This is a genomic window from Rhodococcus sp. FH8, assembly GCF_019266085.1.
GTDB lineage: Bacteria > Actinomycetota > Actinomycetes > Mycobacteriales > Mycobacteriaceae > Rhodococcus_F > Rhodococcus_F qingshengii.
Map to the genome: position 1 here is coordinate 257,117 of NZ_LPNQ01000077.1, position 12,250 is coordinate 269,366.

A 12,250-nucleotide genomic window follows, 5' to 3' on the forward strand; every position below is an offset into this window, starting at 1 on the left:
GTGCCTACATCATCACTGCGCCGCAATCCTACGGCGGGCTTGACAGTGAAGGTCATTCCACGAAAGGGTGCGCCTGAAAGCGAGGCCGTCACGGCCGCGCTCGTTGCACGTTCGCTACGATTGCTTCGCGACATCGATCCTGTCTTCGACGTCGACTTGTACCAAACAGTAGGCGATGCCCTCCCCGACGGTGCCGGAGTCGAGCAAGCCTTGGCGTCGAATATCCGTCAGATCCTTGTGCCTCCGACGGAAAAATCGATCGAAGCCGCATTGATCGAGCGCAGACGATCCCCTGATGCCACCGGCGGTATGTATCCCCTCTCATTGGGACGACATATGACCCTGTATTCACCCGCTGGAGACGTCAAAGTCGTTGTTAGTTTCGGGGGCACCTCAGGGTCCGGCGCATTCGCATGTGCCTTTGCCGACGAATCACTGATTTCGCTGGCATCGAAGCTCGTACAGGGACTAGCCGACATCTGGGACTCGCGTGTCACCGTGCTCTACCGCCGAACCGAATCATCGCCTCAGCGCAACGTACCGGGTGACGCAATCGTGGGCAGTTGCACCTACTTCGGTCCTGAGTTGCCGATCAAGGAAACGCAGCTCCCGCCCAGCGTGGAGGCATTTCCCTACCATGACGGCACAATCGTCATCCAGAAGAATCTGTCCACGCCGGTAACCGTCGAGGACATCCGAAGCATCCGCGCAGCAGCAGGACTGCCGACCGAACGACCGGAGATTCCTCTACCCAAAGGTTTCAGACGGCTGTGAGCCCTACGTTGGGCGCACTCGGGGCTGCCTGCAGGTAGGGATGGCGCGGACCGACCAGCCTGCCCGCAATTACCGCGCCGCGATCCCGATCCGGCTACGCACCAGCTGATCGACGCTCCGGGTGGAGTGCCACCGCGCGGCATACCCGCCATCGACGGTACCGTTCCACCTGCCGAGCATGATCAACCCTCTGTTCCGTCCGTGAATGAACCTGCACGCCCGGATCCCGCGATTCCGGAACCCTCGCAGATAGTGCTTGATACTGAGGGATGATGTCCGGACTGCCAGGTAGGCCGGGGCTAATTGTGCGGATGATTCGTGGGTCGGTAGTGAGGCGGTCAGCGGAGACCATACCGTTTTCGAAGGCGGGCGGCCGGCTGCGGCCTTTGTCTATGGCGTCGAACCCTTCGGCGATCCAGTCGATGTGGGAGATTCCGGCGCGGTCGAAGGCGCTGGGAGGTGCATCACATACTTCCCCGAAAGTACGGAGGTACGAATGAATTCTGGAATCTAGTTCCCCTGCCCACTTCTATACATGCACTCTTCACTCGATGGTGGGAATTTTATGCCGATATCTATAACTGATGCGCTGGAGTCCTATCCCGACATCCAGCGGGTCCTAGTCCCGACGCATCCAGGCCGATCATTCGACGTCTACAACACATACGACCCGCCGGCAGAGGCTGAAGAGGTGTCTCAGTATTGGAACCTAGATACCCTGCCGAGAGATCTCTTCGATTTATGGAGAAGTGCGAGAGAATGCAGACTTCACCACGATAGGGGCTTAGGAAAGGACGGAATAACACTCCTTTCTCCGCCTAAAGCTCGAGAAGTTACGGAACGCGAGCTGGAATTCTGGGATGACGAGGATGGGCGCTTCTTGAAGAGTGACATAATAATCGGCACAATGGTGGTCGAGCCAGATTTCATTGTATTCGACACAAGAAAAAACGACTTCAATGTTCTGTTAGCTTCAACTCTCGACGGACGTGAGGACTGGCCTATCGTGGGGCGGAATATTTCCGACTTCTTGCTGCGTTATCGTGATTTACCTGGAGAAAGCCACTGGCAGCGCTCGATCGTTTGATACACCGGAGAGCGAAGTTGGCTTCCATCCTCGAGGGAATCGATGGCTTGGCCATGTCGACCCCGAGGAAGGGGCGCGGTTCTGCATGGGAGCGGGTGTTGAAGTCTGCGGCGAGCAACCTTGGCCCAGAGTGGGTTGTGGCACGATCTGGCACTCAGGCGGAGTTGATCCATCTACCAGTGCGATGGTGGTTCAATTCCATTGGGTTGGATCCCAAACCGAATCGGGAAGAGCTGACCTTCAGTCATGCGCCCCTGATGAGAGAATTCACGCCGGGCACTATCACCTTTCGACAGAGTTCATATCAACCTGGTCCCACAGATTCTGAACCACCGAATATTCAGATGGACATCTTCGATACCCGCGGTGCTGCGGAGATCGTGCGCTGGTGGGCGCTCGGTCCGTCCACCAAGTTCTTTGCTGCAGCGCCGCTTCCCGACTCGGTAGCTGCAGCCGAGCAGGCTTATGCCGACCGCAAGGAAGAGCCTTGCCGGGATTGGATGATTTCGGCTGGACTGCGGGTGATAGCTGACACCGGTTCGCCAATCGAGGTCATCGACAGCGTCCTCTGGGAGTTGGCTCGCCGTGATGTCGGTGGCCACGTCCAAAGTTTCTGGCGAGAATTTCGCGCGGTCGCGGAAAACAGAGACCGACTAGCGACATTGCAGTGGCTGGACGAAGAACGACGTCGTTCTGTAAAGGATGCATACGGGCTTCGGGATTCTGCGTTTGCCGATGTGATTTTCCGTACTGAGGACTCGTAGCCGAGGGAAGTAGGCGTGAGGGAGTGGAATCGGATGGATCGCGCGCCGCGTCGGAGAACCGCTGGCGGTGCGCACAGTCGCTCCTTTTCGTCTACCAAATAATACGAATGGTCCTTTATGGCAAGCATGCACATGAGCGATGACAAGCCTAAGTCGCCGAAATCGGTCACTGAGGTCCTGGAGTCCCTGGGAATGGACCGGGATCAGTTGCGGGAGATGGCGATAGATGCGATCGCGGACCTCACTCCGAAAAAGGGGAGAGGCGCTGCGTGGGAGAAGGTGTTGGGAGCGGCAGTGGAGACGCTCGGCCCGAACTGGACGATCATCGGGAGCGGGTTGCGAGCCAAGCTGCTGCACACTCCGGTGCGATGGTTTTTCGACACCGTCGGGATCGATCCGATTCCCAACCGTGAGAAACTGACGATTACTCACCTACCACTCATCGAACCCCTCGATCCCGGAACACTCACTGAGTGGCAGGACCACTACGACAGCAGGCATTGCGGACACGACTACCATGGCCGCCAGATTGATATCTTTGATACCGTCTCCGCTGCCGAGCTAGTGATCTGGTGGGCTGAGGGGCCAGCATCCGAGCTGTTCGACGCACGATCGGAGGCGGCACTCACCCCACTCCGTGAGAAGCAGTACCTTGAGCGCAATCAGTCGGGTCCAGCACGCTGGACAATCTTGGCGGGGCTGCGTGTGATCACTGACACCGGTTCACCGCTCGAGGTTATCGACAACGCAATTGAATACTTCCGCGGCTGGGTTGCCGACCCGAAAGCTCCACTTGTGATGTTCTGGACACAGTTTCGTGAAGTCGCTGCTGCCGATGATCGTGAGAGGACACTGCGGTGGCTCGACGAGCATCGCCGTGCCGCGGTGCGTGAGCACTACCCGTTACCGGATTCGGTGTTCGCCGACGTTCTCGAAGACCTGGGCGACGGCTAGCCATGTGAGTGCAAGAATCTCGGATTTGCTTCGACCACAACACTTCAAGGGGAGAAATTAATGGACTACTGGGTCGTCGTCCCGGAAGAGCCAGGGTTTGTCGGGGATCGTACAGTTGTCGATACCGCAACCTTGCCGCCGACGGTGGAGAGGGCTCACTTCGTGTTCACCCGGCAACCTACCGACGGACTGATCGGCGCCGGCCCGCTGGTGTTGGTGGACCGTGAGACCGCGGAAGCGCTCGAGGACAACGTCTTCGGCGAAGTGTCCCTTCATCCGGCGGACCTCGATACGGACCCGGCGTCGGGGTTGTTGCGGGTTCCCGACTTCGTGTGGTGCCAGGTGCATGGGCAAGCGGGGATGCTCGATATCGGCCTCACCGAGGACGGTCGCCTGGTGATGTCGGGGCAAGCGTTGCTGGTGTTCCACTCTTTCGGTGGCGGTGTCGACAACGCCACCATCTCCGAATGGCTCGGCTGAACCAACTTGCCCAACATATGCTTTGCCGTGGTGAAACTATGTGATGGCATGCCTTGAGCGCAGCGCGCTCCCCCAAGTCGCCGTGATCGAGGAACTACCCACTGACACGTTGATCCGGTTGGGAGACAAGCCTATGCACGTCGGTGCCGCCGACATCGTGGCAGTGCGCGCAGTGTCGGGCTATGGAGATCAGGTCGGATTGGAAAGGACGGGGCGATGAGCATGTTCGGGCGGCGGCCGACTTTAGCCGGATATTGGGGGACACGGGTGCAGTCGAGTCAGGAAGTGGCGCAGACGATGCGGGCCTTCCTCGATGATCTGGAAGCGATCGACCCGGGGCTGGCGTTGTCGTGGGTCTCGACTGCCGAGTTCGACAAGGCGCCAGCAGATCTCAGTGTGGACGGGTTGGTGCGAATCTTCGAGTATTCCCGCTCGAAGGAGATGGGGTATTCGGACACCCCGGGACCGGGCTACGACATCGACTTGTCGCCCGAGGACGGGACCGCGCGCCGGGTCGGTGCCTGGGTCGGCGGGCTGGAAACCAGTGCTCCCAACAGTGTCCTGGTGTCGTTGCCGACGGAGACGCAGCTCACCGACAGTACCCGGCGGTTGCTCGACCCGGATATCGGAGACGCGATCATGAGAGTGATCGTCAAGCATTGGGAACCGGAGCGAGCTCGGTGGAGCATCGGAGACTACCGGCACCTTCAGAATCGGTCGAAAGGTGAGGTCGAGGTGGGATGGGAAACATACTTCCATTCCGGAGTTACGTTCGATCGCAGCGCGCTGCCCCAATCTGCGGTGGTAGAGGAACTGCCCACTGGCACGTTGATTCGGTTGGGGGACAAGCCTATGCAGGTCGCTGCCGCCGACATCGTGGCGGTGCGGGCGGCGTTGGGTTATCCGGTGTAGGCCACGCAACGGGTCCGGAGTTCACCATTGCATCAGACGTCGAGAAATGTGTTAACCGGATGACCTGCTTCGCCTTTCGATAGTATTGCCAGATGGCACCCCGAGCCGACTTGCTCGCGTGGCTCCTCGATTCGGATCCGGCGATTCGGTGGCAGGTGGAGCGCGACCTGCTGAACGAAGCGCCCACTGTGTGGGCGGCGACGCGCGCGTCGATCGCTACCAAAGGATTTGGTGCACGCCTGCCTTCATTGCAGGATCGAGACGGCAAATGGGCGGGTGGGGCGTTCTTCCCGGCAGAATTCGACTTCGTGGGACCCGAAGCAGCAGAAGATGGTTCGCAACCCTGGACGGCAACTACTTGGACGCTCAACTCCTTGCGTGAGTGGGGCCTCGACGCCAGTGTTCTGCGGGAGCGTCGTACTGCAGAACTGCTCGCGGAGAACTGTCGCTGGGAGTACGAGGGCCGGCCGTACTGGGACGGTGAGGTCGATTGCTGCATCAACGCCTGGACGGTGGCAAACGGTGTTTGGCTCGGCATGCCCGTTGATGAACTGGCTGATTGGTTTGTGCGGCATCAACTTCCGGATGGTGGGTGGAACTGTGAGTGGATCGAAGGTTCGACCCGATCGTCGTTCCATTCGACGCTCAATTCACTCAAAGGGCTTCTCGCGTACGAGATCGCGACCGGGGGAACAGATGAGACGCGCGCGGCTCGGCGATCCGGTGAGGAATTCTTACTGCGGCGCGGTCTGTTCCGGCGACTCTCGACCGGCGAACCGCTGGGGCCCTGGGTCGGACGGTTCGCGTATCCATTCCGGTGGCGTTACAACGTGCTCAATGCGGCCGACTACTTCCGTGAAGCGTCGTTGTCGGATGGAAATGAGCCTGATCCGCGAATGGCGGACGCGATCGAGATGATCCGGGCCGCTCGAGCCTCGGATGGGACGTGGCTCCAGGCCGGTCGCCAACCGGGGCGGGTGTGGTTCGAGGTCGACACAAAGGCGGGGGAGCCGTCGAAGTGGCTGACTTTGTCCGGCATCCGAGTGCTCGCCTGGTGGGATCAATCCTCCCCTCTAGGTTCTGCATAACAAAATAGTTACAGCGAAAATTATTTCACCTTTAAAGGTTATCGAAAGGTGATCTTCGACCTTCCAGTCGAAATATCCAGTACGGATGAAGAACATATTAACGACAGGATTGCCCTCAGTGCGGTGAAGGTTAATCATCTGAACAGGTGAGAAGATGTTCGGTGAAATTACCTACCCGATTGGATAGGCGGGTCACCGACGTTGGTAATCAAATAAGGCGCTCGCAGCTGTCTCGGTTAGGGAGCTAAGTCCCGAGCTGGAAACGGCATTTCTGCTCCGAAAGTGGCGCTCACCTGCGGCTACGTTCCCCATTTTGCAGGACTTAAACCACTTTCGGCGAGAATTAGTCCCGCAATTGTAGGTTGTGGAGCGTCCGCAATGTTTAGGCAAAGTCCCATCTTTTCCCAGAACAATGCTCTACTAAACGTGAAAACCGGATGTTCCCCCGATTTTGCTGAGAAGGTGCAACTATGGGGCGTAGCGTAACTGTCGCAGCGAACCGGAACATCGCGAATTGCTGCTCTAACCAATGACTTTGTTCAGGTCCGAATAATGCTCGGAGGTCGTCGATGTCGATGGAAATGGTGTTAGCCGAAGCAGTGATAGACAGTGGGGACACGGCGTGGGTGCTGATCTCCGCGGGTCTGGTTCTCTTCATGGTTCCCGGACTCGCCTTCTTCTACGCCGGTCTGGTGCGTGGTAGCAGTGCGCTCGTCATGTTGCAGCAGAACCTCGTCCCACTCGGACTCGTCTCGATTACCTGGGTCGTGTTCGGATACAGCTTCGCGTTCAGTGGAGACTGGGGTTCCGGCTTCCTCGGTGACCTCAAATTGTTCGGCTTGCAGGACATACACACAGCCGCCGCCCCGGGCTTCCACCTGATCGAAGGTGCAGTCGCGGTACCGACTCTGGCGTTCGTGGTCTATCAGATGATGTTCGCGATCATCACGCCCGCGCTGATCACCGGTGCGACCGCAAACCGGCTCAAGCCCTTGGGCTGGGCCGTTCTGCTCGTGCTGTGGTCGATCATCGTCTACCCCCCGATTGCGCACTGGCTCTTCAATCCCGAAGGCTGGTTGGCGCTCCGCGGAGCTCAGGACTGGGCCGGCGGAATTGTCGTCCACGCATCCGCCGGCGCCGCCGCCCTGGCAATCTTGCTGGTGGTCGGTAAACGTCCGGGATGGCCCAACGCCGAGGCAGTCCCGCACTCGGTGCCTCTGGCGTTGATCGGCGCAGGCATCCTGTGGTTCGGCTGGTTCGGATTCAACGCAGGCGACGGATTGGCCGCCGATGGTGTTGCGGCACAAGCCTTGATGAACACTCACATCGCCGCAGCGGGCGGTATGGTCGTCTGGCTCGTCATCGAAAGGTACACCGAGGGCAAGGCCACGGCGATCGGCGGAATCACCGGCGCGGTAGCCGGTCTCGCGACCGTCACCCCTTGCGCCGGCTTCGTCAGCACCTTCTCCGCGTTGGCGATCGGCGCGCTTGCCGGACTGGTCTGCCACTTCGCGCTCGCGCTCAAGTCGATCTTCAAGTTCGACGACGCGCTCGACGTCATCGCGGTCCACTTCATCGGCGGCATCCTCGGTTCACTCCTTCTCGGTTTGTTCGGCGAAAAAGCCATCAATTCGATCGGCCGCGACGGACTCTTCTTCGGCGGCGGGGCAGGACTACTCGGCGAGCAGGCACTGGCGTTGATCGTCGTCATCGCTTTCTCGTTCGTGGTGACCTGGCTGATCGCCACGGGCATCGAGAAGACCATCGGTCTCAAGCTGGCCCCGAAAGACCAGGTGGACATCGACCGTCGTCAGCAAGGCATGGACGCATACCGCTACAACGCCGCATTCGTGGACGCGGGTGGTGCGCCGCAGACCAGCGGGTTCGACTCGGGGGTCCTGGTCGAGGGGGCAAAACTTGTTCCGAACCTCGGCGCCCCGAAGCACGAACTCATCACCGCGGTATTGCAGACCATCGAGTCCGAGAAGCTACGGGAGGCGCTGCTGGCCGCCGGAGCGGAGTCGATAGTCGTATCGGAAGCGCATGTCTCCGCGAGTGACTCGGCCTCGCTCAAGTTCCGCGGACAACGCAACGACGTCGTGTTCACCGAGCGGTTGCGTGTCGAGGTGCTGGTCGCCTCGGAACATGCACAGGCGGTTCTGGACGCGATCAACGAGTACTCGGGCGGCAGGAGGAGCGGTTTCGTCCAGCAAGCGGCCGAACCTCTCACCGAAGCGACGGAACAGGGGAGCTGACATGTATTCGACGACAGGGAGTTACCGCATGATCGACAAGGAGCCTTCAGAATGCATCTGACACCGCGAGAACTCGACAAGCTGACAATCCTCATGTTGGCGGATGTCGCACTGAGGCGAAAGGCAAAGGGGCTCAAACTCAATCACCCGGAGTCCGTCGCAGTTATCACTGCAGCCGCCCTGGAGGGAGCTCGGGAGGGCAAGACTCTCGAGGAGGTCATGGCCGACGCATCGCACGCCTTGACGGTCGACGACGTGATGGACGGTGTGGCGGAGATGATTCCACGTGTGCAGGTCGAGGCGGTGTTCCGCGACGGTAGCCGGCTCGTCACCGTGCACTCTCCGATCCAGTAGCCCGACCGAGATGTCAGGAGCACTCCAAGATGGCAAGCAAATCGACGAAGAAGGATTCCGGCGGCGAGAAGAAAGTACCGGTCGGCGGATACGTGTTGCGGGACGAGCCGATCGAACTCAACGAGGGCCGTCCACGTTTGAAGTTGCGAGTCCGAAACACCGGTGACCGTCCCATCCAGGTGGGTTCGCACTACCACTTCATGGAAGTCAATCGCGCGTTGTCCTTCGATCGTGAACAGTCCTTCGGCTGGCGCCTCGACATTCCCGCGGGCACGGCGGTCAGGTTCGAGCCGGGCGACGAGAAGGAAGTGACGTTGGTGCCGTTCGGCGGCAAGCAACGAGTGCAAGGCTTCAACGGACTTGTCGACGGTTGGGCGCCGACCCACGCCGCCTACCGGCCGAGGCTCCCCGGAGCCGTCCAGCGTGCCGAAGAACTCGGCTTCCTGTCCGAACCTCAAACCGACTGATTCTCGTTCACGGCGGACGAAGGAGAGCAACACCCATGACAAGCATTTCGAGACAAGAGTATTCGGGTCTGTTCGGGGTCACCACGGGTGACCAGATCAGGCTGGGTAATACCGACCTGTACATCGAGGTCGAGGAAGATCTTCGAACGATCGGCGACGAGTCGATCTACGGCGGCGGCAAGACGCTGCGCGACGGCATGGGCCAGGATCCGGAGTCGTGCAGCATCGACGGTGCCCTCGACCTCGTGATCACCAACGTGGTCATCGTCGATGCAACCATCGGCGTCGTCAAGGCAGACGTGGGAATCAAAGACGGCAAGATCGTCGGCTGGGGCAAGGCGGGAAACTCCAGCACGATGGAAGGCGTCACCCCGGGGCTGACCACCGGTCCGGCGACCGACGCGATTTCCGGTGAGCAGATGATCCTCACTGCCGCCGGCATCGATCCGCACGTGCACCTCGTGTCACCACAGCAGGCGTACCACGCGCTCAGTGGGGGAGTGACGACGCTGATCGGTGGCGGCATCGGCCCGACCGACGGAACCAACGGCACCACCATCACTTCCGGTATCTGGAACATGGAGATGATGCTCAAGGCCAACGAGGGTTTGCCGGTCAACGTCTGCATGTTGGGCAAGGGGAACTCGTCCGGGCATCAGTCGCTGGTCGAACAGATCAAGGCCGGTGCGGCCGGTCTGAAGGTCCACGAGGACTGGGGCGCGACACCGGCCACAATTCGTGAGTCTCTTCGGGTGGCAGACGAAATGGACGTTCAGGTCGCCATTCACACGGATACCCTCAATGAGGCCGGATACGTCGAGGACACCATCGCGGCCTTCGAAGGCCGTACCATTCACACCTATCACAGCGAGGGTGCGGGTGGTGGTCACGCACCCGACATTCTGCGGGTGACGGGCGAGGACAACGTACTTCCGGCGTCGACCAATCCGACGTTGCCGTACGGCATCAACACTCAGGCCGAGCTCTTCGACATGATCATGGTCTGTCACAACCTCAATCCCAAAGTGCCCTCGGATGTTTCGTTTGCCGAGTCTCGCGTTCGCGCGGAGACGATCGGTGCCGAGAACGTACTGCAGGACATGGGCGTCATCTCGATGTTCTCGAGTGACTCGCAGGCGATGGGCCGCGTCGGAGAAAACTGGCTTCGCGCGATCCAAACAGCGGACTGCATGAAGCGGTCCCGCGGAAAGCTGCCAGAGGATTCACCGACACACGACAACTTCCGCGTGTTGCGCTACGTCGCGAAGGTCACGATCAATCCAGCGTTGACGTTCGGTCTTTCGCATGTGGTCGGGTCGATCGGTGTCGGGAAGATGGCGGATCTTGTTCTCTGGGAGCCCGCATTCTTCGGCGCGAAGCCGAAGACGATCATCAAGAACGGTCTGATCAGCTGGCACGCCATGGGAGATCCGAATGCGTCGCTCCCGACACCACAACCGGTGATCTACCGGCCGATGTTCGGTGGATTCGGCAAGGCGTTGCCGCAGAGTTCGGTCTCGTTCGTCTCGCGAGCGGCGCTCGACGACGGCATCAAGGATCGACTCGGTCTCGAACGTCAGGTTGTTGCCGTCGAGGGCACGAGGACGGTCACCAAGCGTGATCTGGTTCGTAACTCGGCTACTCCGGAAATCAAGGTGGACCCGGAGACCTTCGCGGTGACTGCGGACGGCGTCCATGCGTACGTCGAACCCGCCGAATCCATTCGTTTGAACCAACTTTACTTCTTCAGTTAGGGGTCTCCAGTGTCGGGAACAATCACACACACGCACGGCGCCGATGCGACGCCACACACGCACGGCGAGATGACCGCGCCGAGCGGAAAGCCGACGCGAGTCGACGCGCTGCTCGGGAAGGAGACCGACGAGGAGTGGGCCGGTCGACTCGAAAAGGCTGTAGTGGACGTCTTGTCGCTCGACCAGTGGGAAGCGCAGAAGAGTCGATTGCGCCGCACCACGATCGGTGGACGTGAGTTGGCCGTCTCGCTCGATCGCGGTATTCAGTTGCAGGACGGCGACATTCTGCTGTGGGACGAGCCGGCGAACACCGTGGTCGTGGCCAGGATCAACCTCAAGGACGTGTTGGAGATCGACCTGAGCGCGCTGGTCGACGTCACGCCCGAGAAGATGATTCAGACGTGCTTGGAGTTGGGACATGCCGTGGGTAACCAGCACTGGCCTGCGGTGGTGAAGGGAATGAAGGTCTACGTTCCGTTGACCGTCGACAAGGCGGTCATGGGCTCGGTGATGCGGACACATGCTTTCGAGGGCATCGAGTACACCTTCATCCCGGGCGCCGAGGTCATTCCCTACATCGCTCCACACGAGGCACGCCGTTTGTTCGGTGCGGCCGCGCGTGAGGGCGAGGGGCATACCCATGACCCTCTCGTCTGAGGGATCCGGGCTCAGCATCAACCGCGCGATGCGGATGATGCAGTTTTCCGATTCCATGTTCCCGGTCGGTTCCTTCTCGTTCTCCAACGGTTTGGAATCGGCCGTGGCGCAAGGAATTGTCACGGGCGGTCCGTCGCTGCGGGAGTTTGTGCTCTCGGCCACCCATCAGGGCGCGACGTGTGACGGTATCGCCGTACTCGCGGCGCACCGGGGCGCGACCGCCGGTGACTTCTCGGCGATCCTCGCGGCCGATCATGCAGTGATCGAACGCAAGCTCAACGAAGAAGCACGCACGATGAGTACCCGCATGGGTAAGAAGTTGGCCGAACTCGGCGGGCGCTTGGCCGGTGAGACCCTGTTCAACAAGTGGTTGGCCGCGATCGCATCGGGGGAGACACCGGGTACCTACCCCGTCGGCCTCGGAATTGCTTTCGCGGAGATGGGTTCTCCGGAAGAGGACGCTTTCACGGTCAATCAGTACGGCGTCGCGATGACGTTGCTCGGCGCTGCCCTTCGTATCGTCCGAGTCGATCACCTCGCGACGCAAGAGATTCTGTTCGAGGTCAATCAGACTGCCGGCCATGAGTACGCCGCAGTGCGTGACTACGGACTCGACGACATGTCCAATTTCGCCCCGATGATCGACATTCTGGCTGCGGTGCACGTCAAGGCGCACGTCCGAATGTTCATGAACTAGAAGGAGA

The 12,250-nt window shown here is 60.1% G+C and carries 14 protein-coding genes and 1 pseudogene; all 15 read left to right on the top strand.

The features are described from left to right. Positions 1-774 (top strand): hypothetical protein, encoded by a 774-nt coding sequence (locus ATN38_RS22860; protein WP_228232371.1) that lies wholly within the window; start codon positions 1-3, stop codon positions 772-774. A 432-nt stretch (positions 775-1,206) separates the two neighbouring features. Further along, positions 1,207-1,359, top strand: a pseudogene (locus ATN38_RS33440) (HNH endonuclease signature motif containing protein); the annotation flags it as partial. Continuing rightward, positions 1,310-1,861 (top strand): hypothetical protein, encoded by a 552-nt coding sequence (locus ATN38_RS22870; protein ID WP_128637879.1) that lies wholly within the window; start codon positions 1,310-1,312, stop codon positions 1,859-1,861. The pseudogene ATN38_RS33440 and the gene ATN38_RS22870, both read left to right, overlap by 50 nt. Positions 1,862-1,878: 17 nt before the next feature. Next, positions 1,879-2,625 (top strand): hypothetical protein, encoded by a 747-nt coding sequence (locus ATN38_RS22875; protein ID WP_143541216.1) that lies wholly within the window; start codon positions 1,879-1,881, stop codon positions 2,623-2,625. 132 nt (positions 2,626-2,757) lie between these two features. Then, entirely contained in the window at positions 2,758-3,579 is an 822-nt protein-coding gene (locus ATN38_RS22880; protein WP_143541217.1) for a hypothetical protein, read from the top strand. 60 nt (positions 3,580-3,639) lie between these two features. After that, complete coding sequence (locus tag ATN38_RS22885) at positions 3,640-4,059, top strand: hypothetical protein (RefSeq protein ID WP_050655601.1); 420 nt, start codon at positions 3,640-3,642, stop codon at positions 4,057-4,059. A 43-nt stretch (positions 4,060-4,102) separates the two neighbouring features. Next, complete coding sequence (locus ATN38_RS22890) at positions 4,103-4,279, top strand: hypothetical protein (RefSeq protein ID WP_166655149.1); 177 nt, start codon at positions 4,103-4,105, stop codon at positions 4,277-4,279. Beyond that, complete coding sequence (locus ATN38_RS22895) at positions 4,276-4,971, top strand: Imm52 family immunity protein (RefSeq protein WP_256932082.1); 696 nt, start codon at positions 4,276-4,278, stop codon at positions 4,969-4,971. The genes ATN38_RS22890 and ATN38_RS22895 overlap by 4 nt, the downstream gene beginning before the upstream one ends. 92 nt (positions 4,972-5,063) lie before the next feature. After that, entirely contained in the window at positions 5,064-6,059 is a 996-nt protein-coding gene (locus tag ATN38_RS22900) for a squalene cyclase (protein WP_218748730.1), read from the top strand. 575 nt (positions 6,060-6,634) lie between these two features. Continuing rightward, positions 6,635-8,314, top strand: a complete 1,680-nt coding sequence (gene amt, locus ATN38_RS22905; RefSeq protein WP_228117877.1) for an ammonium transporter — start codon at positions 6,635-6,637, stop codon at positions 8,312-8,314. Between the two features lie 51 nt (positions 8,315-8,365). Beyond that, the gene (locus ATN38_RS22910; RefSeq protein WP_209921592.1) at positions 8,366-8,668 is read left to right on the top strand and encodes an urease subunit gamma; all 303 of its coding nucleotides are present in this window, start codon (positions 8,366-8,368) and stop codon (positions 8,666-8,668) included. Between the two features lie 29 nt (positions 8,669-8,697). Then, the gene (locus tag ATN38_RS22915; RefSeq protein WP_003943812.1) at positions 8,698-9,135 is read left to right on the top strand and encodes an urease subunit beta; all 438 of its coding nucleotides are present in this window, start codon (positions 8,698-8,700) and stop codon (positions 9,133-9,135) included. Between the two features lie 35 nt (positions 9,136-9,170). Beyond that, positions 9,171-10,889, top strand: a complete 1,719-nt coding sequence (locus tag ATN38_RS22920) for an urease subunit alpha (protein WP_003943847.1) — start codon at positions 9,171-9,173, stop codon at positions 10,887-10,889. Positions 10,890-10,898: 9 nt separating this feature from the next. Next, positions 10,899-11,546, top strand: coding sequence for an urease accessory protein UreE (gene ureE / locus ATN38_RS22925; protein WP_003943839.1), 648 nt, complete (start codon positions 10,899-10,901; stop codon positions 11,544-11,546). Beyond that, on the top strand, positions 11,530-12,243 hold the full coding sequence (locus ATN38_RS22930; RefSeq protein WP_161121249.1) for an urease accessory protein UreF: 714 nt from the start codon (positions 11,530-11,532) through the stop codon (positions 12,241-12,243). Before ureE ends, ATN38_RS22930 begins: the two co-directional genes overlap by 17 nt. Positions 12,244-12,250: the final 7 nt, after the last annotated feature.